This is a genomic window from Brevundimonas sp. UBA5936 (assembly GCA_002430835.1).
In the GTDB taxonomy this organism is placed as follows: domain Bacteria; phylum Pseudomonadota; class Alphaproteobacteria; order Caulobacterales; family Caulobacteraceae; genus Brevundimonas.
In genome coordinates this window covers 17,354-40,478 of the sequence record DJDA01000046.1, presented here as the reverse complement: position 1 = coordinate 40,478, position 23,125 = coordinate 17,354, and the positions used below count along the sequence as shown (strand labels likewise).

Annotated in this window: 24 protein-coding genes; 15 read left to right on the top strand and 9 right to left on the bottom strand. The window is 64.0% G+C overall.

All coding sequences use genetic code 11. The features are described 5' to 3' along the window. Nucleotides 1-208 precede the first annotated feature (208 nt). Nucleotides 209-709: a hypothetical protein gene (locus tag B2Y21_RS05110; RefSeq protein ID WP_292057606.1), complete on the top strand. Its 501-nt coding sequence runs from the start codon at nucleotides 209-211 to the stop codon at nucleotides 707-709. Between the two features lie 115 nt (nucleotides 710-824). On the opposite strand, the gene B2Y21_RS05105 is transcribed toward B2Y21_RS05110, so the two are convergent. Then, nucleotides 825-4,046 (bottom strand): TonB-dependent receptor domain-containing protein, encoded by a 3,222-nt coding sequence (locus tag B2Y21_RS05105; protein WP_292057605.1) that lies wholly within the window; start codon nucleotides 4,044-4,046, stop codon nucleotides 825-827. Between the two features lie 285 nt (nucleotides 4,047-4,331). Between B2Y21_RS05105 and B2Y21_RS05100 the strand changes: the two genes are divergently transcribed. Together B2Y21_RS05100 and B2Y21_RS05095 are read left to right on the top strand one after the other, a co-directional pair. Beyond that, nucleotides 4,332-4,865 (top strand): hypothetical protein, encoded by a 534-nt coding sequence (locus tag B2Y21_RS05100; RefSeq protein ID WP_292057603.1) that lies wholly within the window; start codon nucleotides 4,332-4,334, stop codon nucleotides 4,863-4,865. 107 nt (nucleotides 4,866-4,972) lie between these two features. Then, nucleotides 4,973-5,890 carry an MBL fold metallo-hydrolase gene (locus B2Y21_RS05095; RefSeq protein WP_292057600.1) on the top strand — a complete coding sequence of 306 codons (918 nt, stop codon included), beginning with the start codon at nucleotides 4,973-4,975 and terminating at the stop codon, nucleotides 5,888-5,890. Here B2Y21_RS05095 and B2Y21_RS05090 read toward each other — a convergent pair. Together B2Y21_RS05090 and B2Y21_RS05085 are read right to left on the bottom strand one after the other, a co-directional pair. Beyond that, complete coding sequence (locus B2Y21_RS05090; RefSeq protein ID WP_292057598.1) at nucleotides 5,887-6,567, bottom strand: DUF1499 domain-containing protein; 681 nt, start codon at nucleotides 6,565-6,567, stop codon at nucleotides 5,887-5,889. The two genes, B2Y21_RS05095 and B2Y21_RS05090, sit on opposite strands and share 4 nt — an antisense overlap. A 17-nt stretch (nucleotides 6,568-6,584) precedes the next feature. Next, entirely contained in the window at nucleotides 6,585-8,216 is a 1,632-nt protein-coding gene (locus B2Y21_RS05085) for a long-chain-fatty-acid--CoA ligase (protein WP_292057596.1), read from the bottom strand. A 173-nt stretch (nucleotides 8,217-8,389) separates the two neighbouring features. On the opposite strand from B2Y21_RS05085, the gene udk reads away from it, so the two are divergent. Both udk and B2Y21_RS05075 read left to right on the top strand, forming a co-directional pair. Then, nucleotides 8,390-9,034, top strand: a complete 645-nt coding sequence (gene udk, locus B2Y21_RS05080; RefSeq protein WP_292057593.1) for a uridine kinase — start codon at nucleotides 8,390-8,392, stop codon at nucleotides 9,032-9,034. An 87-nt stretch (nucleotides 9,035-9,121) separates the two neighbouring features. Then, nucleotides 9,122-9,736: a TetR/AcrR family transcriptional regulator gene (locus B2Y21_RS05075; RefSeq protein WP_292057591.1), complete on the top strand. Its 615-nt coding sequence runs from the start codon at nucleotides 9,122-9,124 to the stop codon at nucleotides 9,734-9,736. Between the two features lie 16 nt (nucleotides 9,737-9,752). On the opposite strand, the gene pdxH is transcribed toward B2Y21_RS05075, so the two are convergent. Further along, nucleotides 9,753-10,421 (bottom strand): pyridoxamine 5'-phosphate oxidase, encoded by a 669-nt coding sequence (gene pdxH / locus B2Y21_RS05070; RefSeq protein ID WP_292057589.1) that lies wholly within the window; start codon nucleotides 10,419-10,421, stop codon nucleotides 9,753-9,755. A gap of 94 nt (nucleotides 10,422-10,515) precedes the next feature. Between pdxH and B2Y21_RS05065 the strand changes: the two genes are divergently transcribed. The 4 genes from B2Y21_RS05065 to B2Y21_RS05050 all read left to right on the top strand — a co-directional run bounded on the left by B2Y21_RS05065 (nucleotide 10,516) and on the right by B2Y21_RS05050 (nucleotide 13,516). Next, a complete protein-coding gene (locus B2Y21_RS05065) occupies nucleotides 10,516-11,277 on the top strand; it encodes a J domain-containing protein (RefSeq protein WP_292057587.1) in 762 nt (253 codons plus the stop codon). An 11-nt stretch (nucleotides 11,278-11,288) separates the two neighbouring features. Further along, nucleotides 11,289-12,374 (top strand): chorismate synthase, encoded by a 1,086-nt coding sequence (aroC, locus tag B2Y21_RS05060; RefSeq protein WP_292057585.1) that lies wholly within the window; start codon nucleotides 11,289-11,291, stop codon nucleotides 12,372-12,374. Between the two features lie 86 nt (nucleotides 12,375-12,460). Continuing rightward, entirely contained in the window at nucleotides 12,461-13,156 is a 696-nt protein-coding gene (locus B2Y21_RS05055) for a pirin family protein (protein WP_292057582.1), read from the top strand. 96 nt (nucleotides 13,157-13,252) lie between these two features. Continuing rightward, nucleotides 13,253-13,516, top strand: coding sequence for a hypothetical protein (locus tag B2Y21_RS05050; RefSeq protein ID WP_292057580.1), 264 nt, complete (start codon nucleotides 13,253-13,255; stop codon nucleotides 13,514-13,516). Nucleotides 13,517-13,519: 3 nt separating this feature from the next. Here the strand turns inward: B2Y21_RS05050 and queE are convergent, their stop codons facing one another. Together queE and queC are read right to left on the bottom strand one after the other, a co-directional pair. Beyond that, nucleotides 13,520-14,155 carry a 7-carboxy-7-deazaguanine synthase gene (queE, locus tag B2Y21_RS05045; RefSeq protein ID WP_125899894.1) on the bottom strand — a complete coding sequence of 212 codons (636 nt, stop codon included), beginning with the start codon at nucleotides 14,153-14,155 and terminating at the stop codon, nucleotides 13,520-13,522. Continuing rightward, a complete protein-coding gene (gene queC, locus B2Y21_RS05040) occupies nucleotides 14,152-14,859 on the bottom strand; it encodes a 7-cyano-7-deazaguanine synthase QueC (RefSeq protein WP_409410767.1) in 708 nt (235 codons plus the stop codon). The genes queE and queC overlap by 4 nt, the downstream gene beginning before the upstream one ends. Before the next feature lie 206 nt (nucleotides 14,860-15,065). On the opposite strand from queC, the gene B2Y21_RS05035 reads away from it, so the two are divergent. Next, nucleotides 15,066-16,658 carry a response regulator gene (locus B2Y21_RS05035; RefSeq protein ID WP_292057575.1) on the top strand — a complete coding sequence of 531 codons (1,593 nt, stop codon included), beginning with the start codon at nucleotides 15,066-15,068 and terminating at the stop codon, nucleotides 16,656-16,658. Nucleotides 16,659-16,664: 6 nt separating this feature from the next. Here the strand turns inward: B2Y21_RS05035 and B2Y21_RS05030 are convergent, their stop codons facing one another. Then, a complete protein-coding gene (locus B2Y21_RS05030; protein WP_292057573.1) occupies nucleotides 16,665-17,699 on the bottom strand; it encodes a ligase-associated DNA damage response exonuclease in 1,035 nt (344 codons plus the stop codon). Nucleotides 17,700-17,771: 72 nt separating this feature from the next. Between B2Y21_RS05030 and B2Y21_RS05025 the strand changes: the two genes are divergently transcribed. From B2Y21_RS05025 to B2Y21_RS05005, 5 genes are all read left to right on the top strand, one after another. After that, nucleotides 17,772-18,242, top strand: coding sequence for a PaaI family thioesterase (locus B2Y21_RS05025; RefSeq protein WP_292057572.1), 471 nt, complete (start codon nucleotides 17,772-17,774; stop codon nucleotides 18,240-18,242). After that, nucleotides 18,239-18,646 carry a PaaI family thioesterase gene (locus B2Y21_RS05020; protein ID WP_292057571.1) on the top strand — a complete coding sequence of 136 codons (408 nt, stop codon included), beginning with the start codon at nucleotides 18,239-18,241 and terminating at the stop codon, nucleotides 18,644-18,646. The genes B2Y21_RS05025 and B2Y21_RS05020 overlap by 4 nt, the downstream gene beginning before the upstream one ends. 112 nt (nucleotides 18,647-18,758) lie before the next feature. Beyond that, nucleotides 18,759-19,106, top strand: coding sequence for a hypothetical protein (locus tag B2Y21_RS05015; RefSeq protein ID WP_292057570.1), 348 nt, complete (start codon nucleotides 18,759-18,761; stop codon nucleotides 19,104-19,106). A gap of 91 nt (nucleotides 19,107-19,197) precedes the next feature. Further along, a complete protein-coding gene (locus tag B2Y21_RS05010) occupies nucleotides 19,198-19,635 on the top strand; it encodes a hypothetical protein (RefSeq protein WP_292057568.1) in 438 nt (145 codons plus the stop codon). 267 nt (nucleotides 19,636-19,902) lie between these two features. Continuing rightward, nucleotides 19,903-20,331 carry a S24 family peptidase gene (locus B2Y21_RS05005; protein ID WP_312204855.1) on the top strand — a complete coding sequence of 143 codons (429 nt, stop codon included), beginning with the start codon at nucleotides 19,903-19,905 and terminating at the stop codon, nucleotides 20,329-20,331. A 68-nt stretch (nucleotides 20,332-20,399) separates the two neighbouring features. Here the strand turns inward: B2Y21_RS05005 and B2Y21_RS05000 are convergent, their stop codons facing one another. Next, a complete protein-coding gene (locus B2Y21_RS05000) occupies nucleotides 20,400-20,879 on the bottom strand; it encodes an SH3 domain-containing protein (protein ID WP_292057564.1) in 480 nt (159 codons plus the stop codon). A 525-nt stretch (nucleotides 20,880-21,404) separates the two neighbouring features. Beyond that, nucleotides 21,405-23,078, bottom strand: a complete 1,674-nt coding sequence (locus tag B2Y21_RS04995; protein WP_292057561.1) for a lysine--tRNA ligase — start codon at nucleotides 23,076-23,078, stop codon at nucleotides 21,405-21,407. Between the last annotated feature and the right edge of the window lie 47 nt (nucleotides 23,079-23,125).

The following is a 23,125-nucleotide window of genomic DNA, read 5'->3' as shown; positions in this document are numbered from 1 at the left end:
CTGCCTCCCCCATCACTCATGGTCGTCCGGAGTGGGCAACCACGATTGCGCTGATAGACTGAGCCGCCACAAAAGCCTCATATTTTTGCCGCCCGAGAGCCCCTCTGAACCGGATTGTCGCAGAAAAGCCACGCTACAGCCTCTCGAGTGTCAGAAATTAAACCCACCCTTGCCGCGTTGTGACAAAAAATAATTCAGGAAAACGTCGTTGTTTGTAGAAATTTTCGCCTCCTGGCTAACGATCGGCGCAGCAACCGCGCCCCTGCCACAAGAAACTCAGGTTTCTGCCGAGTACCAGAACCTGATGGCTTGCTCGGCAGTGACGCCTGACGCGGATCGCCTCGCCTGCTTCGACCGCGAAACCGCTCGCCTCAGGAGCGCCGAACAAAGCGGCGCCGTCATCATCATGCCCCGCGCTCGCGTCGAAGAGACCCGAAGGGCCCTGTTTGGGTTTGCCGTTCCCAACATCCCCGACATGATGTCCGGGGGTACCGCGCTCGAAGCCGTCGAGACCACTCTGGTCAGCGCCAGCCAAAACGACGGTTGGGTCTTCCGCCTTGCTGACGGCTCCGTCTGGCGACAGGTAGACACGACAGCGCTCAATTTCCGCCCTCGAGAGGGCATGCCTGTCCGCATTCGTCGCGCCGCCGTCGGCAGCTATATGCTTAAGGTCGGCGACAGCCCCGCAGTGAGAGCGCGCCGCCAATAGCGAAAATAGGGCAAGCCCTTCCCAAGCCTGGAATCAAAGACGTCCCATTAAATTCTAAACACAAAAAAGGCGGCGGACATGATATCCGCCGCCTTCCTTATTTTATGCTTGATACTTAGAAGTTCGCCGTAATGCCGAAGAAGAAGTAACGTCCCATGGCATTATAGAGCTGCGGGTATGTGTTGTTGTTACCCGTGGTCCCCACGCTGTAGGACAGCGGAGGATCGGAGTCGAAAACGTTATTCACGCCAGCACGCAGAGAGATATTATCCCGCATCTGCCAAGTACCCGCCAGATCGAAATAGTTCTGAGAGTCCAGAACGCGATCGATACGGTCACTCGGCGAGTTGTTCAGGCTGCCATCCGAACCCAGAACCGCGATTTCGGCCTCACCATAGTAGCGCCAAGTGCCGTTCAGGTTCAGACCATCAATCGGGGTGTTCCAGTCAACCCGGAAGCGGTGACGCCACTCGGGGTTCGGCACGCCGCACTGGTTGGCGTAGAAGCCGGCGCAGTCATACGTCGAGCGGCCCAGACCCAGACCGGTGTCCGTCTCAAGCTTATCCAGCCAGGTGCCGATAAGGGCGAAGCCCAAGCTGCCGACGCCGTTCCAACCAAAGTCAGCCAAATCGACGTTGTAGTTGGCGGCGACATCGACACCTGAGGTTTTCAGACCGCCGATGTTCGTGTTCAGATCCACCACATTGCCGGTGCCGACCCAAAGTTGGCCGTTGGCGTTCCGCTGGATGTTGTTACAGGCCGCCATGAAGCCGCCTTCGTAACAGGCGTCCAATGCGTTCTGCGGGCCGACCGATGAGATCAGGTTGTCAATCTGGATGTCGAAGTAGTCGAGCGTCAAGTTGAAGCCCGGCAGGAATTCAGGCGTGAAAACCACACCGAAAGTCAGAGTGTCCGAGCTTTCCGGCGTCAGGGTCGTCTCCCCGCCTTGCAGCACATTGTACTGGCCAGCAGGGCTGCTCAGGTTACCGCCGTCAGCCTGACCTTGCGACACCTGCCAAGGATTGGTGCCGACGCAAGCTGCCTGCGAGGCGGTGCCGTCTTCGTTCGGATCGGTGAAGTCGCAGGGATCATCGTCCATGTCGAACAGGTTGAAGCCCTGTGCGGTGAACAGTTCGATGACGTTCGGCGCACGAACCGCACGCTGGGCGCTGGCCCGGAAACGAACCGAGGGAACAGGCGCCCAGTCGCCGCCGATCTTCCACGAATCCGTACCGCCACCGAGGTCGTACTCAGAGTGACGATAGGCCAGATCGAGCGACAGCTGGTCTGCGAACGCCATGCCTTCGGCGATCGGAATCTGAGCCTCGACGAAGACGTCGTAAACCTGGTTCGCACCATTCAAGCCCAGGGTTGGACCGCCTTGACCCGCGCCGTCGCCGCTCGAGAACGACACGTCTGGCGTCAGATCCAGAGCATCGCGGCGATATTCGCCGCCGAAAGCCGCCTGAACGCTGCGCGTAGCCCAGGGCGATTTCACGCCATAGGCGCCCAAATCAACCGTCAGCGAACCCGAAGCCACCTGCTGGGTCGTCCAGCCGGTCGCGACCAGCGGCACCTGCAGATAGTTCAGAGCCGCCTGCGACACGCCGCCCGGCTTGAAGATGTCATAGGGAACGCAGTCGGCGTCGATACCGGCCAGTACAGCCCGACAAACCGGCGTGTTGGTGTTGGGATCCAGCACGACGTCCAGAGCACGCGCCAAACGGGTGTTCGAGAATTCGTTACGATAGATGTTGGTGAACTGCGCGCGCGAGTACTGGATCGACAGATCGTAGCTCCAGGCGTCATTCAGATCGCCGCGAGCGCCGATCACGCCGCGATACGACTGGAAGCGGATGTCGGACTGACGTCCGCCGCCTTCAACATTGCGGCGACCGATATACAGCGGAACAAGGTTGGGATCTTCCAATAGGCGGAACGCCTCGTTGCCGCCCGGAGTCGTTGAGCCCGGAGCCGAAAGCGAGAAAGTCTTATCGTCGTTCTCGATCACCCAGGTGTTGTAGGCGGCCGTAGCTTGCGCGCCGCAACCGAGCGCCGCTGCCTGCTGAGCGTTCAACAACGGGCTGTCGCAGTTGATGAACGATGATCCGTCGGTGGTGCGGAAACCGTTCTTAAACTCACCGAAGAAGTTACCCGACGGCGCAATCTGAGCGATCGTCGAGTAGTCGCTATACATCAGCTGGGTATACACCTCGATCTTGTCGGTAACATCGTAGTGACCGAAAGCTCCCAGCGTGTACCTCTCATCCGGACGTTGGAAGTAGTTGGAAGGACCAAAATTGTAGGCATCCGTCGCACCAACATAGTTACGGAACCCTGCGCTGTTCACCGTGTAGGCGAAACTCGGCATCGGATTGACGTCAATGTCATCCGTCGTGGGATCGTTGTCGGTATCGATCAGGAATTCATTGCCGCCGAAATCGGTAAACTGTCCAGGGAACGAAGTACCTGAACCGCCGCAGTTGAATTCACCTTTGGGCGTGCTGGCCGCAGGCGCGGAAAGCGAACAGGCTGAATAGTCGTAGTCGCGCCCCAAGACCTTGTTGTTCTTACGATAGCCAGCATACAGCGTGATGTTGCCGCGATCATCAGGGGCGTTGACGCCCATCAGCAGGTTCACTTCACGGCTGAACCCCGTATAGACGTTGTCGTCCGGCAGTTGGAACTGCGACGGGTTGGAGGCGGAGCGACGTTGAATAACGTCGCGCAGATTGCCCACGCCGTCATAGTCGTTGTTGTGCTGGTTGAAACCGTACTGGGCGTCGATCTCGATACCCTCGAAGTTACGGCGCATGATGAAGTTCACAACACCGGCGATGGCGTCCGAACCATAGACGGCCGAGGCGCCGCCGGTCAGCACTTCAACGCGCTCGACCATCTGGCCGGGGATCTGGTTCAGGTCGGCCGCGTCGTCCTGCGGCGAGCCGTAGCCCATCCGTTTGCCGTCGATCAGCACCAGAGTGCGCGACGAACCAAGGTTCCGCAGCGACACGGTCGCCGTGCCCGAGGCGCCGTTGGCGACCGTCGAGTTCTGGGCGGCGAAAGCTTGAGGCAGTTGGGTGACCAGATCCTCAACGCGGGTCACGCCCTGAACGTCGATGTCTTCGCCCGTGACCTGAGTCACCGGGCTGGTGGTGGTTAGATTCGGCTGACGCAGTCGCGAACCGGTGACGACGATGTCGCTGACCTGGCTCGGCTGATCGGCTTCCGGACTCGGCGTGGTCTGGGCCGCAGCCGGGGCGGCGAAGCCAGCCAACGCGAGACCCGCGATCATCGTCGACGCCAACAGACGCTCACGTTTGATCTGAAAATTCAAAGCTCGTCCTCCTGAGTTGTGGTCGACTCCGGCGAAGTCCCCCTCCACCCGTCAACCACGGACACCGCCAAACGCCACATCATTCGGCACTTTGCTCGGCGACCGATCAGAAGGTTAGGCACGTAGTATGACTACAGACTACGTAAATTACATGACCGATACGATTGCGCCTTAGGTATGTCGCAATTTCGCCACGCAATGACTCCTGATGACACGCGCTTATCTCTCATGCGATGATAGACCTTCTTCAAACCCACGTTTCGAGATGTGCCAAAAATGCGAACGATGTTGACCTTCTGCGTTGTGGCGATTGGCACATTTGGCCTCACCTGCGACACATTGGCGCAAGTTCAATCCTCCGAGCGTTCGGCGCTGCTGAGCGCGCTCTCGGAATGTCGCGCCATGCCGGACACCGTCGCCCGCCTGGCCTGCTTCGACAGAACGGCGGATGCATTGGATACGGCGGAACGCCAAGGCGAGCTTGTGGTTATGGAGCGCCAACAGATTCGCGAAGCGCGGCGCCAGCTCTTCGGTTTCAGCGCCCCCGCCCTCCCCGCTATCTTCAGTCGAGGCGGCGATGCGGCGGATGCGGAGCCTGAGGTCGACTCCGTCGAAACGACCTTGGTGGGCGCCGGCCAGGATCATGAAGGCAAATGGACCTTCCGCCTGGCCGACGGCAGCGAGTGGCGGCAGATCGATTCAGCGCCTGTCCGCTTTCAGAATCGGAGCGGGATGGAAGTCAGGGTACGCCGCGCAGCGCTGGGCAGCTATCTGTTGACCGCCGGAAAGAGCCGCGCCGTTCGCGTCAAAAGGCAGTAGTGGGCGGAGAACGGCATACGCTCACGCGGAAGTCCCGATTATGATCCAATCTCTTTTCCCGTAACGAGAAGCGGTTGCCGGATTCGCACACGCAAGGGAGGCCGACCATGATCCCCTATCTCCGTCAGTTCGACTTCACCTATGGGCGGCGCGATCAGGTCTCCCCGCTCATCCAGCGCGTGATCGCCGACAATCCGGGGCCGTTCACCTTCACAGGAACAGGAACCTATATCGTCGGGCGCAACTTGCCGGGCGCCGAGGTTGCGGTGATTGATCCCGGACCGGCTGACGACGCTCACCTTTCAGCCCTGCTTCGCGCCATTGAGGGCCGCGTCGTCAGCCATATCCTGGTGACGCACACCCACCGAGACCACGCGCCACTCGCCCGCCCGCTCGCCGTGGCCGTCGGCGGCGCGCCGATCCTGGCGGCTCAACCGCCTGAGCGGACCGAACACGCCTCAGGAGCGCTGGATGAGGATGATGACGCCGACTTTCATCCCGACGAGATCCTGACCGAAAGCGAGTGGATCGAAGGCGACGGCTGGACACTGGAAGCCATGCCCACGCCAGGGCACGCCTCCAACCATATGGCTTTCGTACTGCGACAGGAGAACGCCCTGTTCAGCGGAGACCATATAATGGGCTGGTCGACCACTGTGGTGGCTCCGCCGGACGGCGACATGACCGACTACATGAACAGCCTGGAGGCCGTGCTGGCGCGCGGCTTCTCGACGATATGGCCGACGCACGGCCCGGCGATCACCCAGGTCGCGCCCTTCCTGAAAGCCTACCGCGACCACCGACTGGAGCGGGAAGCCCAGATCATGGCTCGGCTGGCCTCGGGAGACCAGCTGATCGCGGACATGGTCCCTGTCCTATACGCCGCCGTCGATCAGCGCCTTTGGCCGGCCGCCAGCCTTTCAGTGCTTGCTCACCTGATCAAGCTGGAGAAGGACGGCCGCGCTCGGGCATCCCCTCGGCCGGAACTGGCCGCGACCTGGCGATTGACCGATCCGGCCTTTTAAGGCGTCAGCGCGGCAACCACAGCCTTGGCGAGACGGCAGGCCTCATCGCCGACCTGAAGGTTGTCGCGCCCGGCGACGCGAACGTCCGTGCGGCCAGGACGGATGCGGACCGTGACATCATGCGTCACGCCAAACCACGCGCCTTCCTTGCGCCCATCCACGCGGAACGGCGACGTGCCCAGAACAGTGAAACCCGCCTTCTCAAGCGCCCAGGCTGCAGTCTCCGGCGCGACCTGGGTCGGCGCGGGGACCAAGCCCTCACAAGTCTGAGGTCGGGTTTCGGGCACGCCGGCGACACGCCGCTCCGCCGCCAGAATACGCGCGAAAGCCGGCGGCTCGGACGGATCAGTCGCCACGTCGCGCGGCGCATCGGTGAAACGGCGCTCCTGAACCAGATAACCGCCCAGGGTCACGCCAGCGATCGCCAGCGCCGCCCCTGCGATTCCCAACAACCGACGCTCGCGCAACGCCATCAGGCAAGCGACCAAGGCGGCGGCCAAACCCAGATAGGCCAGCACCCGCCCGGCCTTCAGGGCCAGCACGCCCAGGCTGAAATCGGCGCTCCACACGCCCAGCCGCGCGCCGCAGACAGCAACCAGCAACAACGTCGGCGCCAGAAGCGCAACGAGCAGCAACATCACGGCCAGAGACTGGCCCTTGGGGCGTGTGGTCGACATGACGTCCTCCGTCGCAATCAGCCGGCGGCGGGTAGTTGATAATCCTTCATCCGCTCGCGCAGCGTCTTCTTATCGATCTTGCCCGTGGCGCCCAGAGGAATGTCATCGACGAAGACCACGTCGTCCGGCATCCACCATTTGGCGATCTTGCCTTGCAGGAAGTCGAGGTGTTCCTGCTTGTCCTCGGCCTCCCCCTCCTTGAGCTTGACCAGCAGCACAGGCCGCTCGTCCCATTTGGGGTGGGCCGCGCCGATGACGGCGGCCAGCGCGACCTTGGGATGGCCGACGGCGATGTTCTCGATGTCGATGGAACTGATCCACTCCCCGCCCGACTTGATGACGTCCTTGGCGCGGTCGGTGATCTGCATGAAGCCGTAGGAATCGACGCTGGCGATGTCGCCCGTGTCGAAGAAGCCTTCGTGGTCTAGGATATCGCCGCCCTCGCCCTTGAAATAGGCGCCGGAGATGGTCGGTCCCTTGACCATGACTCGACCATAGGTCTTGCCGTCATGCGGCATGTCCTGCCCGCCGTAGTTCTTGATCTTGAGCTCAACGCCCAGCGGCGGGGTGCCCTGCTTCATGCGCCAGGCCATCTGCTGATCATAAGGCAGCGCCTTCAGCTCAGGCGTCAGATTGGCGATCGTGCCGATGGGCGAGGTCTCGGTCATGCCCCAGGCGTGAACCACCTCGACGCCGAACTTGTCCTGGAACCCGCGGATCAGAGCTTCGGGGCAGGCCGACCCGCCGATCAGCACCTTTCGCAAGGTCGAGAACTTCAGATTGTTCTCCATCATGTGACCGAACAGCCCCTGCCAGACCGTGGGCACGGCGGCCGAGAAGGTGACGCCCTCGGTCTCGATCAGCTCATAGATGGAGGCGCCGTCCATCTTGGCGCCCGGCATGACCAGCTTGGAGCCCGCCGCCGGGCCGACGAAGGCGATGCCCCAGGCGTTGGCGTGGAACATCGGCACCACGGGCAGAATGACCTCGCTGGGCGTGCCCCCGACGACCGTCGCCTGCATCCCCAGCAGCGTATGGATGAAGTTGGAGCGGTGCGAATACAGCACGCCCTTCGGATTGCCCGTCGTGCCCGAGGTGTAGCAGAGGCCGCAAGCCGTCTGCTCGTCAAAGCCGCCCCAGGTCACGTCGCTCGAAGACTGCTCCAGCACCGTCTCATAGGCTTCGGCCTTCGGCAGCTTGGCCTGAGGCATGTGAGCGGCGTCGGTCATGACAATGACGCGCTCGACCGACGGGCAATGCGGCAGAATGGCTTCCAGCAGCGGCACGAAGGTCAGATCGGTGAAGATGATCCGGTCTTCGGCGTGGTTGATGATGTAGGCCAGTTGCTCCGGGAACAGGCGCGGATTCAGGGTGTGGCACACGGCCCCTATCCCCATGATGCCGTACCAGGTCTCGATATGGTTGGCGGTGTTCCAGGCCAGCGTTGCGACCCGGTCGCCCGGCTTGATCCCCCAGGCCAGCAGTGCGTTCGACACGCGACGCGCCCGCTCATGGATGGCGGCGTAGTTGGTGCGGACGATCGGTCCTTCGACCGAACGGCTCACGACTTCGCGCTCTCCGTGCCAGTTCTTCGCGTGATCGAGGATCTTGTCGACCGTCAACGGCCAGTCCTGCATCATACCCAGCATTCGGCGTCTTCCCTCGTCTATGCGCCTTGGTTGAAAGCGGCGCTTGCACCCACGCTAAGACAGGTGAACCGCGACAAGCAACGTGACGCAAGGGAAGGCGGACCGCGACAGATCGCCGTTTCAATGCGCGATCAAAGCTTGCATCCGGCTTCATCCGGGTGAATGAGCCGCCCATGACCATACTGATCGCCATCACCGGCGGCTCGGGCTCTGGGAAGAGCACCCTGGCCGAGGCCCTGATTTCCTCGCTTCCAGAGGGCGTCGCCACCCTGTTGCGCGAAGATTCTTACTATCTGGATGCGGCGTCCGTGCCCGGCTTCGATGCGGCGACGCATGACTTCGACGATGTCGCCGCTCGCGATCACGATCTGCTGATTTCAGACCTGAGCGATCTCAAGGCCGGACGCAGCGTGACCGCCCCGCTCTATTCCTTCATTCATCACGGGCGCGAGCCCGGCGGCGAGCCTGTGCCCGCCGCCCAGGTCGTCGTCGTGGAAGGCACGCACCTGCTCTGCACGCCCGCCCTGACGGCCCTGTTCGACATTCGGGTTTTCGTCGACACTCCGGCGGATATCCGCTTTATCCGCCGCCTTCTGCGCGACCAGACGGAGCGTGGACGCACGGCGGAATCGGTCATCCATCAGTACCTCGCCACCGTCCGCCCCGGTCACGAACGCCTGACGGAACCATCGCGGGTTCATGCCGATTTCATCGTCGCGGACGCCACTGCGGCCGTGCGCCTGGAAGACCCCCAAGCCGTCGTGCGTCTGGCCGCGCCCGTGCTGGCTCACCCTCTGCTTGAACCTTGGCTGAGCTAACGTCTTTCGCTCAGCTTGTTAACCGAGATCATTGCAATCGTGGCAAATTAAAGGCAGGATTGTCACCTAACGATTGGTGACAATCCGATGACCGTCTCGGTCCATGTTCTCGAAGACCCCCGACGTGACGCCCTGGTGCGCCAGGCCCGGCTGCATTTCGTCGAGGAAGGCTATGCCGGCACCAAGATGGAGCCCATAGCCAGGGAGGCTGGCGTGTCGACAGCCACTCTCTACGCCATGTTCGAAAACAAGGCGGCGCTGTTCGCCGCCGTGATCGACGAGGCTTCCGCCGATTTCGCCGAGCGGATGGCCAAGGTGAAAGGCTGCAACGGCCCAGCGCGCCCCCGCCTGAACAGCTTCCTGACCGCCTATGCCGAGTTCATCAGCGACCCTTTCGTCAGAGCCATCTTTCGTCTGGTGATGACGGAACGCCGTCGTTTCGAAAGTTTGGCGACGGCCTTCTACGAACAGGCCAAGCAGGACTTCGGCACGGTTTTGGTCTCGGCTCTGGGTGAAATGGCAGCCAAAGGCGAGTTGAAGCTCAACAAGCCGTCCTGGGCCGCCAGCCAGTTGATGGGCATGGTGGAGCACCCCCTGTTCTTCGTGCCTACAGTGACCGGAGATCAGGTTCTGCCTGCTCGCCCCCCCGCCGCCATCGCCGAAGATGCAGTAGAGACCTTCCTGGCCCGCTACGCCGCCTAAACGGCTTCAAAAGCGCCTAGGGCCACAGACGGCCGCGGCTCCACGACTGATCTTCCACTGCTCGATCAAAGCGCAAGCGGTCGTGCAGGCGGAAAGGACGATCGCGCCAGAACTCGATTTGCACGGGCTTGACCCGCCAGCCGGTCCAGCTATCCGGTCGAGGCACCTCCTGACCATCAAAGCGTACAGTCTGGTCCGCCACCCGCGTTTCCAGCGTCGCCCGATCCGTCAGAGGGCGCGACTGGTCCGACACCCAGGCGCCAATGCGGCTTTCGCGCGCCCGGCTGGCGAAATAGGCGTCAGCCTCCGCCAAGCTGACCGGCTCGACCGGGCCGCGAACCCGCACCTGGCGGCGCAGGCTCTTCCAGTGGAACAGCAGGGCGGCGCTGGGGTTGGCCCACAACTGCTCTCCCTTGGCGCTTTCCTGATTGGAGAAGAAGGTGAATCCCCGCGCATCGACATCCTTCAGCAGCACCATTCGCACATCGGGATGACCGTCGGCGTCAACCGTGGCGAGAGCCATGGCGTTCGGATCATTCGGCTCAGACGCTCGCGCAGCCTCCAGCCACTCCACGAACAGGGCGATGGGCTCGTTCCGTTCGAAAATGGTCTCGTCCGCATTCGCCTCAAGCTGGGCGGCGTAGTCTTCGCGAGACGGGCTGGGCGGGATCACAGACTGGGTCATGTCGGACCTATAGTCCCGCTTGCGGTTCTCGTCACACGGCCTTCGTTCAATCCTGCGTCAGCTTTGCAAACAAGGTTAACCCTGTCTTGACCATGTGGCCCGCACAGTGGCCGCCATGCGCGCGGACAGCCTCTCCTTCATGGACGCTCGGCGCCTGCTCGGCCTGAACGGCCCCGCAGGACCACAGGCGCTGGCCGCCGCCTTCCGCATCGCCATCAAGGCCTCTCGCCCGGATCAGCCTGGCGGCGACGCCGAGCGATTTCGGCGTGTCATCGCCGCCTATCGTCTGTTGCAGAGCGAGACACGCGCCCTGCCCGCACCGCGCAAGACGACTGAACCTCAAAACACGCGGCGCGCCCAGGCCGCTTCTTGGACAGCCGTTCCGCCGCCGCTGATTGTGCTGACGCCAATGCAGGCGCTCACTGGAGGCAGCGTGATCGTCCAGGCCTGGGGCCGGAACCTGCTGGTTCACGTTCCCCCAGGCGTGCGCACCGCCGACCGCGTTCGTCTGAAAGGCTGCCCTACCCTGTTGCGCGTGCTGATCCGTCCAGCCGACGGCTTGTCAGTGCTGGGAGCCGATCTCTTCATGGATTGGGCCATCCCTCCGCGCCTGATGCGCGACGGCGGGCGAATCGAGATCGACACCCATGCCGGGTCGCAGGCCGCCTGGCTGGTGCCGGACATGGTAGAGCCGGTGCGACTGCGCCTTCCGGGCCTGGGCCTGCCCGCGCGAGGCAAACGCGCCGCCGGCGACCTGTTCGTCAAGCTGACGCCGTCCGACGACCTGCCCTCGGCGGCGGAAGACATGCTGCTTCGCTTCACTCGGGTCTGGACGCCGGAGCGGATGGCGGCTTAAGCCTCGCCATCATGTCGCACAACACCTTCGGCCACCTGTTCCGCATCACCACCTGGGGCGAAAGCCACGGCCCGGCCATCGGCTGCGTCGTCGACGGCTGCCCCCCGCTGATCCCGCTGACCGAAGCCGACATCCAGCCCTGGCTGGATCTGAGGAAACCCGGCGGCAGCCGCTTCGTCACCCAGCGACAGGAGGCGGATCAGGTCCGCATCCTGTCCGGCGTCTTTGACGACGGAAACGGCCCCGTCACGACCGGCGCCCCGATCAGTCTGATGATCGAGAACACCGATCAGCGTTCCAAGGATTACGGCGAGATCGCCCGCGCCTTCCGCCCTGGCCACGCCGATTTCGCCTATCAGGCCAAATACGGCGTCCGCGATCATCGCGGCGGCGGCCGCTCCTCGGCCCGCGAAACGGCCAGCCGCGTCGCGGCGGGCGCCGTGGCGCGCAAAGTTCTCGGCGACAGCATCCGCATCCGCGCCGGCGTGGTCCAGCTGGGCCCGCACCGCATCGCCCACGAAGCGATCGATTTCGACGCCGTCTATGACAACGCCCTGTTCGCTGCCTCGGCCGACGTAGTTCCCGCCTGGGAGGCCTATCTGGACGGCGTGCGCAAGGCCGGCTCCTCCATCGGCGCCGTCGTGGCCCTCGAAGTCACGGGCGTCCCCGCCGGTTGGGGCGCGCCCCTTTACGCCAAGCTGGACGCCGAGCTGGCGGCGGGCCTGATGTCCATCAACGCCGTCAAGGGCGTCGAGATCGGCGCGGGCTTCGGCGCCGCTGAACTGTCGGGCGAGGAAAACGCCGACGAGATGCGCCTGGGCGACGACGGCCAGCCTGTCTTCCTGTCGAACAAGGCGGGGGGCGTCCTGGGCGGCATCTCCACCGGCCAGCCGCTGACGGCGCGGGTGGCGTTCAAGCCAACGTCGTCCATCCTGACCCTGCGCCAGACCATCAACCGCGACGGCGCCGAAGTCGATCTGCGCACTAAGGGCCGCCACGACCCCTGCGTCGCCCTTCGCGGCGTGCCGGTCGTCGAAGCCATGGCCGCCATCGTCCTGGCCGACGCCAAGCTGCGGCACCGGGCGCAGATGGGCTGACGCCTAATAAGAAACAAACACAGTTGCAAATAAGATTTGGCGATCCTATCTAGGTCTCAAGCATTCCTCGGATGGGAGACCGAACCATGATCGACGTCAGACCTTTCAACACCCTCGGCGGCGCCAACCACGGCTGGCTGAACGCCAAGCACCACTTCTCGTTCGCCAACTACTATGATCCCAAGCGCATGGGCTGGGGCCGTCTGCGCGTCTGGAACGACGACGAGATCGGCGCCCGGTCGGGCTTCCCGCCCCACCCCCACGCCGACATGGAGATCATCACCTATGTCCGCACGGGCGCCATCACCCACGAGGACTCGATGGGCAACAAGGGCCGTACGGGCGCGGGCGACGTTCAGGTGATGAGCGCAGGGACCGGCGTGCGTCACTCCGAGTTCAACCTCGAGGATGAGACGACCACCCTGTTCCAGATCTGGATCGAAACGGACAAGCCGGGCGCCCAGCCGTCCTGGGGCCAGCGCGAGTTCCCCAAGAACGACCGCTCGGGCCGCTTCACCGTCGTCGCCTCGGGCGATCCGGCGGACGAGGCCCTGTCGATCAACGCCGACGCCAAGATCCTGGCCGCGACTCTGAAGGCGGGCGAGAGCCTGACCTATGACCTGGCCGCCGGGCGTCGCGCCTATCTGGTGCCCGCCGTGGGCCGAGTGGACGTCAACGGAACCACGCTGAACGCCCGCGACGGCGCCGGCATCATCGACGAGCTGACCATCACCATCACGGCCGCCGAAGACGCAGAACTGGTCATGGTCGACAGCCTGTAAGACTACGCTGATCGAAAGATCACAGGGGGCGCTTGAAAGAGCGTCCCCTTTCTTTTGCGCGCTGACAGAAGGCAGGCGGCGCGGCAGACTGCCGTCATGATCCAGCGCCTCACCGCCCTCGCCCTCTGCCTGTCCGCCGTCCTGATGCTTCAGGGCTGCGTCGCGGGCGCCGTCGTCGGCGCCGGAGCCGCTGTGGTCGGCGGCGCAGCCAAGGTGACGGGCGCCGCCGTCGGCGCGGGCTTCGACGCCGTCACCACCTCGGACGAGGAAACCAAGGCCAAGCGCGAGCGCGAGCAGCGCGAATACGAACGCGAACAACGCCGCTGCGAAGAGAGGCAGCGTCAGGGCAAAACCTGCTGATCCCTAGCGCACCCCGATGTATTTGTGCGTCTGAACGCTAAGCCGCCATTGCGGGTGGGTCAGGCAGTATTCGATGGCGGCGGCGGTGTTGGCGACCTGATCAGGGCCATCCATCGGCTGAAGCCAGAAACGCTCGAAATCGAGATGTTCGAAGCGGTCGGGCATGGCCAGCGGCTGAGGAAAGACCAGCTTCAGCTCCTGTCCTGAGGTCTGAACCACGGGGGCGTCGGCCTTGGGGCTGATGCAGATCCAGTCGATGCCGTCCGGCGCCGTCAGGGTGCCGTTGGATTCGATAGCGATCTCGAATCCGCGCGCATGCAAGGCGTCGATCAGCGGCGCATCCAGTTGCATCAGCGGCTCGCCACCCGTGCAGACCACCAGTTTCGGATCGCCTTCGCGGCCGCGCCACATCCCCGCGACGTGGTCGGCCATCAGGTCGGCGGTCTTGAACTTGCCGCCGCCGTCGCCGTTCACCCCGACGAAATCGGTGTCGCAGAAGGTGCAGATCGCCGTTGCACGGTCCCGCTCCAGCCCGCTCCACAGATTGCATCCGGCAAAGCGCAGGAAGACCGCGGGGCGCCCCGCCTGTCCGCCCTCGCCCTGCACCGTCAGGAAGACTTCCTTGGCCGAATAGGTCATGCGGCCGCCCATTGTGCATAGCCCGCCGCGCGCAGTTCGCAGGCTGGGCAGGCGCCGCAGCCATAACCCCAGACATGGCGATGCGTCCGGTCGCCCAGATAGCAGGTGTGGCTAAACTCGATGATGGCCTCGACCAGGCCGCGTCCGCCGATCTGATCCGCCAGTTCCCAGGTCTGAGCCTTGGTCAGGAACATCAGCGGCGTCTCGACCGGCACGGATTTGTCCAGACCCAGCGACAGGGCGCGAGCCGTCGCCTGGATCGTGTCGTTGCGGCAGTCGGGATAGCCGGAGTAGTCGGTCTCGCACATGCCGCCGATCAGGACATCCAGCCCCCTGCGATCGGCCAAGGCCGCCGCCGCGACCAGAAAGATCAGATTGCGCCCCGGGACGAAGGTGTTCGGCAGGCCGCGCGCGTCCGCCTCGATGGCGCGTTCGGTCGTCATCGCCGTCTCGCCGATGGCGCCGAAGCCCGTCAGATCGACCACATGATCGTCCCCCAGACGCTCGGCCCACTGCGGCAAGGCCTTAACCAGTTCCTCGCGCACGGACTGGCGCGCCTGCATCTCGACCGCATGACGCTGGCCGTAATCGAAACCGACGGTCTCCACCCGATCAAAACGCTCCAGCGCCCAGGCCAGGCAGGTGGCGCTGTCCTGCCCGCCAGAAAAGAGAACAAGAGCTGTTTTTTCAGAGTGTTGCACGATTGCGCTCATGACAAGCCTGCGGTCGGCCCGCAGGCCGCGCGCATTCGAAAAAAGGAACCAGGGTCGGATAGATGGGACGTCGCCTCCTATACGCCAGAGCGACGGGCTCGGCAAAGGACGCGAGACTGAAGAATAAACGAGGCGGCTTAACCCTTCCGCAAAAGATTCTCTGAGATTGTAAAAGAACCTCAGTAGGAGCCGGCCGAATGCCGACGATTGAAGTGCTGACCGACCGCGTGGAGCCGGTGGCGAAAACCGCCATGACCGGCGACATTCTCGCGCGGTTCCAGCGCGAGCCGGACACCATGGTGATACCGGTCGTCGATGGCGATCGACCTGTCGGCCTGATCGAGCGTGGAGACTTCCTGCTGAAGCTGGCCGGGCCGCTGGGCCAGAGCCTGTATGGCGCGCGCGAAGTCATCCACGTGATGGACCCGGAGCCGGCCGTGATCGAATCCGGCGTTCGTGTGGACGCCTTCTCCTCCATCATCCTGAAGAGCGGCCCCGGCGCCTTGATGCGCGGCTTCATCGTCACGCGCGGCGGAGCCTATCGCGGCGTCGGCACGGCTGTGGCCCTGCTTCGCGCCATCAATGAAGACCAGCGTCACGAGAACCAGCGTCTGGGCGAGCAACTCCGCTCATCCGATGCGGCCGAGCGCGCGCTCCAGACCGCAGCGCGGGACAAAAGCCGCTTCATGGGCCTGCTGAACCGCGAACTCAGCACCTCCATGAACGGGGTACTGGCCGTGGCCGAGCTGCTGCACCGCCAGCCGCTGAACGAAGCCGCAAAGGCCCATGCCCGGACCATCATGGACTCGGCCGAGGACATGCTGGACAGCCTGCGCGACGCCCTCGACCTGGCGCGCGCCGAGGCGGGCGAACTGCAGATCACGGCGACCGCCACCCCCTTGCGCACCCTGATGGACGAGTTGCAGAGCCATTGGTCGCCGCGCGCGGCCCAGGACGGCGTCACCCTGATGGTCGGCTATGAAGGCGACACGGAACTGGCGGCCATGGTCGATGCAGACCGCCTGCGTCAGGTGTTCAACAACCTGATCGGCAACGCCCTGAGCTTTGCCCGTCATGGCATGGTCGAAGCCAGCCTCAAGGCGCACGCCCATGGCGACCGCGTCCAGATCGAGGCCCGCATCCGCGATGACGGCCCCGCCGATGAAAGCCGCACCAGCGGCCTGCTTGACGCTTCGGCGCCTGACGCCGGGCTGAGTCTGGCGATCAGCCGACGTCTGATCGAATGCATGGACGGCCGCATCTGGGCCGAAAACAACACAGGGCGCGGCGCCACCTTCGCCTTCGACCTGTCGGCGCCGATCGCCTTCATCGAGCGCGACGAACCGACCAATGTCGCCGATCTGGACAGCCTTCATCTTCAGGCGCGGCCGCATGTGCTGATCGCTGACGACAACGCCACCAACCGCGTCGTGGCGCAGGCCCTGTGCGAGATGTTCGGCTGCACCTCCGAAACCGTCGAGGATGGCCAGGAAGCGGTCGAAGCCGTCCAGTCGCGGCCCTTCGACCTGATCCTGATGGACATCAAGATGCCGCGCCTCGACGGCGTCGGCGCGACACGCGCCATTCGCGCCCTCGATGGTCCTCAGCGTGACATTCCGATCATCGCCCTGACCGCCAACGCGGATCCGGACGACGCCAAGGCCTATCTGGCCGCAGGCATGGCCGCCGTGGTGGAGAAACCCATCAAGCCGGAACGCCTGCGCCTGGCCATGAACACCGCGCTTGAACCGGCGAGCGCCGCCTCTACGCGAGCACGAGACGTCGCCTGACGGCGTTCAAACCGTCGCCAGATCGCCCAGTGTTTCTTCGTCGTCCTCGTCATAGCCGACAAGACGCAAGGCGCGCGCCTTCACCCCCTTCAGCTCCGCCCAGCGCAGCAGGCCTTCCTCGCGCCCGTGCGTGATCCAGATTTCCTCCGACGTCAGTTCCTCGAAGGTCTGGATCAGTTCGGGCCAGTCCGCATGATCCGAAATGACCAGGGGCAGCTCCACGCCCCTTTGGCGCGCCCGCGCCCTCACGCCCATCCAGCCAGAGGCGAAGGCGGTCACGGGATCGGCGAACCGGCGCGCCCAGCGATCCTGAATGGCCAAAGGCGGCGCGATCACCACCTCGCCGCCCAAGGCCCCCGCCTTCAGTCCCGTGGCGGGCGCCAGCGGCCCCAGGTCGATTCCTTCGTTCTGATAAAGACGGTTCAGTCGCTCAAGCGCGCCGTGCACATGAATGGTCCGATCCCAGCCCGCCTCGCGTAGCAGGCAGATCACCCGCTGCGCCTTGCCCAAGGCGTAGGCGCCGACCAGGTGGGCGCGTTCAGGAAACTGCGCCAGAGAATGAACTAGGCGCGCAATCTCCTCCCCATCCGGCGGGTGCACAAAGACGGGCAGACCGAACGTCGCCTCCGAAATGAAGACATGGCAGGGAACCGGTTCGAACGGCAGGCAGGTCGGATCGCGTCGTCGCTTGTAGTCGCCGGACACCACCATGGTCAGGCCGTCTCGCTCGATAACGGCCTGGGCCGAGCCCAGCACATGCCCGGCGGGCGCAAAGCGCACCGCCACGCCATTGATCTGCGTCGTCTCCCCGTAAGCAGCGGGCTGCGTCCGCCCGGCGAAGTCGGGTCCGTATCGTTCAGCCATGATGGCCAGGGTCTCGGGCGTCGCCAGCACGGCGCCGTGCCCCGGCCGCGCATGATCAGAATGGCCGTGCGTGATCACCGCCCGGTCCACCGGCCGCACGGGATCGACGTAGAAGTCGCCGACAGGACAATAGAGCCCCGCCGGCGCCGGCCGCAGAAGATCTTGAGGTCTGATCATCAAACTATCCGCTCGCTGGACAAGAAGGCCCCCGACGGGCGACCAAGGCGAGACACAACACAGGACGCCTCGATGACGGATTCGTTCCTCGACACCCTCTTGCCCCAACTCGCATCCGGCGCAGCCCACACTCACGCTTTGGGCTTCGCTTTCGAAGGCCTGGACGGAGACCGCGTCCGCATCCGCGTTCCCTATCGTGATGATCTGGTCGGCGATCCCGAGACCGGCGTGCTGGCCGGCGGCCTCGTCACCACCCTGCTGGACCACGTCGGCGGTCTGGCCGTTTGGGTCGGGTTGGGAACGTTTCGGCCTGTGGCGACGCTCGATCTTCGTGTCGACTATATGCGCGCCGCAGCGCCCGGTCGTGACCTGCTGGCCGAGGCGCGCTGCTATCGCCTGACGCGCAATCTCGCCTTTGTGCGCGCCTGGGCCTTCGAAGATGACCCGACCGATCCCGTCGCCGCCGCCCAGTCCGCCTATATGGTCAGCGCGGAAGGCGATCACCGCCCTGGCGCAAACCTGAAGTCCAGGAGCGCCGCATGACCGCCTCCCTGCTCGACAGCCTGCCCTACGCCCGCTTCCTAGACCTCCAGACCCAGATGAACGGCGACGAGATCACCGTCGTCATGCCGTTCGCCGACAAACTGATCGGCAACCCGATGCTGCCGGCTCTGCACGGCGGCTCGACCGCTGCCCTGCTGGAGATGACGGCCATGGCCCAGGTCTCGCTCACCTATCCACGACTACGGCTGCCGCGCCCGATCAACGTCACCGTGGCCTATCTTCGCTCAGGCCGCCCCATCGACGTCTACGCGCGCGCCAGGATCAACAAGGCGGGACGCCGCGTCGCCCATGTCGTCGCCGAAGCGTGGCAGGACGCGCGGCAGGAGCCGATCGCCTCCCTCACCGCTCACTTCCTGCTGGACCCCGAAAACGCAGGATCGTGATAAGCGACGGTGCGACAACGTCAATTGTAAAATTTGTAAAGAAAGTCCTACCCAAATTAGTTAATGTGCGTTAACACTTTCTCGTTGTTCTTTTTTCAACGAGGGGTAAGTCATGGATCGCAACGAAGTCATCGCCGGTGTCGCCGGCGAACTGTACGCCACCGAAAAAGCCTTGGATGACGCCATCGCCCACGCCGCCACCCTGGTTCAGACCATGATCGGCGCTCGTACGGCCCTGTCGCTCTCGGCTGTCGCTGCTGCAGGCTCCCAGACCAAGGCCATGGAAGCCATCGCCGCCCTCAGCACCGCTCGTGAAGCCGTGATCGCTTGCCACGCCGAACTCGAGAAGGACCATCGTCGTCTCGGCTACGGCACCTACGCCCTCGGCCCGGTCAACAAGCCCGACGAGTGGGACAGCCGTCCGATGGGCAGCCAGGAACGCCACCTGCGCGTGGCGTGAATTCGACGTAACATTCGGAGTCGGCGCTCCGATTTCCGATATGTATGATGTAACTTGGCCCCCATTGTCGTGAGACAAATGGGGGCTTTCGTTGCTGGAAACCATATCCGCACTAGTCGGCGCTGGCTTTATCGTGCTGGTCTGCCTTTTCGCCCTGACCAAGGGAAACCGGCCAGAGCGCATCGGAGCCGCAACGGTTCTTGGCGGGTGGTTCCTATCAATCCTCGCCCAAACCTACGTCGGGTACGCATCCGTGCAGTGGCCCACCCTGATCATCGACCTGGTCGCCTTGGCCATTTTCGTCGCACTGGTATGGAAATCGCCACGATCCTGGCCAGTCTGGGCCAGCGCATTCCAACTGCTCGCCGTCGCCAGCCACATCATGGTTCTGATGAAGCTGCGACCCGAGATTTCCGCTTTTTACACAGTGACCAACATGGCGGGTTACGGCGTCATCATCGCCTTGGGCGTCGGCGCCTTCTTCGCCTGGCAGGAACGCCGTGCGGTGGGGCTTGACGACGAAGAATAGGTAGATATTCCTAATCCCCTCGATTAAACTGGCGTTTCGAGTTTCTCGGAACCTCCGCCATTGCCCTTGTCCCACGCTCAAATCTGGAAGGCCATCGACGCCCTGGCGCGGCGAGAAGGCGTTTCTGCCTCAGGTCTGGCCCGGCGCGCGGGATTAGACGCCACAAGCTTCAATCCATCCAAACGACTGGGCCCGGGCCAGCCCCCTCGGCCTCGTTGGCCTTCGACGGAAAGCCTGATGCGCGTGCTTCAAGCGAGCGAGCTAAGCTTGGCTGAATTCGCCGCCCTGGCCGATGACGCCGCGCCGCAGCGGCGCGCCATACCGCTTCTGGGCCTCGCGCGCGCGGGCGACGAGGGCTTCTTCGACGACGCCGGCCTGCCTATGGCGGAAGGCTGGGATCAAACCGAGCTGCCGGCCCACAAGGACAGTCTGTTCAGCCTGACCATCGACGGCGACTCCATGGAGCCGGTTTATCGACCAGGCGACCGGGTCATCGTTGACCTTGACGCTACAGAGGTAAGGCGCGGCGATCGTGTGGTGGTGCGCACGGCGGACGGTGAAACCCTGGCCAAGGAAATCGCAGCCCTGAACGGCCGCGAGGTCGTTCTGGCCTCGCTCAATCCGCACTATGAGCCGCGCATCCTGCCCCGCCGCCACGTCCTGTGGATGGCTCGCATCCTGTGGGTCAGCCAGTAGACAGCAAAAAGGCCGCCCCTTTCGGGACGGCCCTCGCATTTGATCGACGCGGGGGAGAAATCCGCCGATCAGTTCGGCGCCACGTAGCGGGCGTTGACCCAGCCGCCGCCCGCGATCTGAACCCACTCGCCCTGCGACCCCGTGGCCGTGAAAGGCTGGCCTGCCGAAAGGCTGCCGGTCTGGCGATACTGGGCGCCCGGTCCGGTGCGGATCCGCAGGTTAGAGGTTGCGCGGTACATATTGGCGTTGCTTTGGCTCGCTGCGCGCGTGCGCTGCTGGTTGCAGCCGATATAGGAACCAGCTGCGGCGCCGGCGCCGGCGCCGACAACGGCGCCCAGAGCGCGCTCGTTCTTCGACACCTGGCTGCCCGCCAGGCCGCCCAGCACGGCGCCTATGGCGGCGCCCGCCTGCTGACGACCGCCGGGTGCGTCGCAGTTGGTGATTCCGTTAGCCTGAGGCATGGCGCTGGCGGTCATGGGCACAGCGGCGGCGGCCAGAGCGGCGAACATGGCGGTGGCGGCCAAACCCGCCTTGAAGGTCTTCGACATGAGGCTCTCCTGTCATCGAGTTGTCGATGATGAGAGAATGCACCGCCCAAGCTGAAGGCTCCCCCAGCCTTGTCGTTATGTGCCGTTCATCTTTCTTGTCGGACGCAGAGCCGCCTGACGTTCCGGACGCGCCCAAGTTCGTGTGAAAAAACAGATATTGTTCATTTCCTCCCCCATACGGGGGATGGGCAGAGGCCGCATTGTCGTGCGCTATGACGTCCATGGGCGCACTTGGAAAAGCAGACGTGGCTCTGGATGTGCTGTGGCGCAGCCTTTACGGCCAGCCGCTGCCGATCTCCGGCTCTGCCGAGCTTGCCCTTCAGGTCATTATGGAATGCGAGCGAAAATCATGGTCCCCAGCACCCGCCGACGCCATCGCCGATCAACCTGGTTGCCGTCCCCGTTTGAGAGTCTGCTCTTGATGCTGGCTATAGCGTCCCTCGTCGGGGCCGTCTTCGTCGCCTGACCAGCCCCCAGACGAAGACGGGCCGCTGACGCAGTCAGCCGCCCGAAATCTCTCCGTCCTTAGCCCTCGGCCAAGCCGCCGGCGGCGCCCTTCTCGATCAGTTCGATCGTCTGGGACAGACCATAGATGGCGGCGAACGATCCGAAGCGCGGGCCCTGCGAGGAGCCCAGCAGCACCTCATAGAGCGCCTGGAACCAAGCCCGCAGCGGTTCGAACTCATGCGCCTTGCCCACGGCGTAGACCTCGCCCTGGATGATCTCGCCGTCGGTCGTGTCCGCCGGCAAGGCCTTCAGGCGTCCGGCCAGATCCAGCAGCGCCGCCTTCTCCTTGTCGTCGGGCAAGCGATAGGTCTTCGAGGGCTTCACGAAGTCCTCGTAGTAGTTCAGCGCATAACCCATCAGCCGGTCCAGAACCGGCTCATTCTCGGGCGTGGCGTCGGGCAGGTATTTGGCGAAATAGGCCCAGAGCTGGTCCTTGCTGGAGGCGTTGGCCACGCCGACCAGATTCAGCAGCAGGGCGAAGGACACCGGCGAGGCGCTCTCAGGCGGTCGGCCCGAATGGATGTGCCAGACGGCGTTGTCGATCTGCTTGGCCGGGTCCTGCGTCTTGTACTGCTCGATGAAGGACAGATAGTCGTCCGTCGCGCGCGGAATGACGTTGAAGTGCAGGCTCTTGGCCGACTTCGGCGACTGGAACATGTACCAGCTCAGGCTCTCCGGCGTGCCGTAACGCAGCCACTCCTCCATCGTCAGGCCGTTGCCCTTCGACTTGGAGATCTTCTTGCCTTCGACGTCGAGGAAGAGCTCGTAGTTGAAGCCTTCCGGCGCCGTGCCGCCCAGGGCGCGACAGATCTTGCCGCTCTCGCGCACGCTTTCGATCAGGTCCTTGCCCGACATCTCGTAATCGACGTCCAGCGCGGTCCAGCGCATGGCCCAGTCGGGCTTCCACTGCAGCTTCACATGGCCGCCGGTGACAGGAACCTCGGTGCGGCCGCCGGCGGGGTCGTCAAACACGATGGTCCCGCGCTCGACGTTGCGTTCCAGCGTCGGCACCTGCAGCACATGGCCGGTGATCGGGCTGATCGGCAGGAAGGGCGAATAGGTGGCGCGGCGCTCCTCGCCCAGGGTCGGCAGCATGATGCCCATGACCTTGTCGAAGCGTTCCAGCAGGGTCAGCAGGGTCGCGTCGAACCGGCCCGACCGATAGGTCTCGGTCGAGGACATGAACTCGTAGTCGAAGCCGAAGCTGTCGAGGAAAGCCCGCAGACGGGCGTTGTTGTGCGCGCCGAAGCTGTCATGCGTGGCGAACGGATCGCGCACCTTGGTCAGCGGCAGATGCAAGTCTTCGCGCAGCATCTCGGGGTTCGGCACGCCCTCGGGCACCTTGCGCAGGCCGTCCATGTCGTCCGAGAAGGCGATCAGACGTGTGCGCCAATGGTCGCCGGTCAGGGCGCGGAACGCATTGCGCACCATGGTCGTGCGCGCCACTTCGCCAAAGGTGCCCATGTGCGGCAAGCCCGACGGGCCGTAACCCGTCTCCAGGATCACCGGCCGGTTCAGCGCCTCAAAGGTCGCCAGAGCCTCATCCGCCTTGCCCGCGTCGATCAGCAGTTTCGCCGCATCGCGCTCCGCGTCCGACAGCCGTTTTTTGAGCACGTGGGCCAGCAGGTTGCGCGCTTGCTCAAACGGCCACGAACGGGCCTCACGGGACAGGGTTTCGAGGTTCTGTAGCATGTACCGGGCTTTGACGCCTTGAAGGGCCGGGGTCAACAGCAGCGGCG

Excerpts from the sequence above, each read along its gene's own strand:
- B2Y21_RS05100 (WP_292057603.1), top strand. The coding sequence starts at position 4,332 with ATGTTGACCTTCTGCGTTGTGGCGATTGGCACATTTGGCCTCACCTGC.
- B2Y21_RS05095 (WP_292057600.1), top strand. The coding sequence starts at position 4,973 with ATGATCCCCTATCTCCGTCAGTTCGACTTCACCTATGGGCGGCGCGAT.
- B2Y21_RS05090 (WP_292057598.1), bottom strand. The coding sequence starts at position 6,567 with ATGTCGACCACACGCCCCAAGGGCCAGTCTCTGGCCGTGATGTTGCTG.
- B2Y21_RS05085 (WP_292057596.1), bottom strand. The coding sequence starts at position 8,216 with ATGCTGGGTATGATGCAGGACTGGCCGTTGACGGTCGACAAGATCCTC.
- udk (WP_292057593.1), top strand. The coding sequence starts at position 8,390 with ATGACCATACTGATCGCCATCACCGGCGGCTCGGGCTCTGGGAAGAGC.
- B2Y21_RS05075 (WP_292057591.1), top strand. The coding sequence starts at position 9,122 with ATGACCGTCTCGGTCCATGTTCTCGAAGACCCCCGACGTGACGCCCTG.
- pdxH (WP_292057589.1), bottom strand. The coding sequence starts at position 10,421 with ATGACCCAGTCTGTGATCCCGCCCAGCCCGTCTCGCGAAGACTACGCC.
- aroC (WP_292057585.1), top strand. The coding sequence starts at position 11,289 with ATGTCGCACAACACCTTCGGCCACCTGTTCCGCATCACCACCTGGGGC.
- B2Y21_RS05055 (WP_292057582.1), top strand. The coding sequence starts at position 12,461 with ATGATCGACGTCAGACCTTTCAACACCCTCGGCGGCGCCAACCACGGC.
- B2Y21_RS05050 (WP_292057580.1), top strand. The coding sequence starts at position 13,253 with ATGATCCAGCGCCTCACCGCCCTCGCCCTCTGCCTGTCCGCCGTCCTG.
- queE (WP_125899894.1), bottom strand. The coding sequence starts at position 14,155 with ATGACCTATTCGGCCAAGGAAGTCTTCCTGACGGTGCAGGGCGAGGGC.
- B2Y21_RS05035 (WP_292057575.1), top strand. The coding sequence starts at position 15,066 with ATGCCGACGATTGAAGTGCTGACCGACCGCGTGGAGCCGGTGGCGAAA.
- B2Y21_RS05030 (WP_292057573.1), bottom strand. The coding sequence starts at position 17,699 with ATGATCAGACCTCAAGATCTTCTGCGGCCGGCGCCGGCGGGGCTCTAT.
- B2Y21_RS05025 (WP_292057572.1), top strand. The coding sequence starts at position 17,772 with ATGACGGATTCGTTCCTCGACACCCTCTTGCCCCAACTCGCATCCGGC.
- B2Y21_RS05020 (WP_292057571.1), top strand. The coding sequence starts at position 18,239 with ATGACCGCCTCCCTGCTCGACAGCCTGCCCTACGCCCGCTTCCTAGAC.
- B2Y21_RS05015 (WP_292057570.1), top strand. The coding sequence starts at position 18,759 with ATGGATCGCAACGAAGTCATCGCCGGTGTCGCCGGCGAACTGTACGCC.
- B2Y21_RS05000 (WP_292057564.1), bottom strand. The coding sequence starts at position 20,879 with ATGTCGAAGACCTTCAAGGCGGGTTTGGCCGCCACCGCCATGTTCGCC.
- B2Y21_RS04995 (WP_292057561.1), bottom strand. The coding sequence starts at position 23,078 with ATGCTACAGAACCTCGAAACCCTGTCCCGTGAGGCCCGTTCGTGGCCG.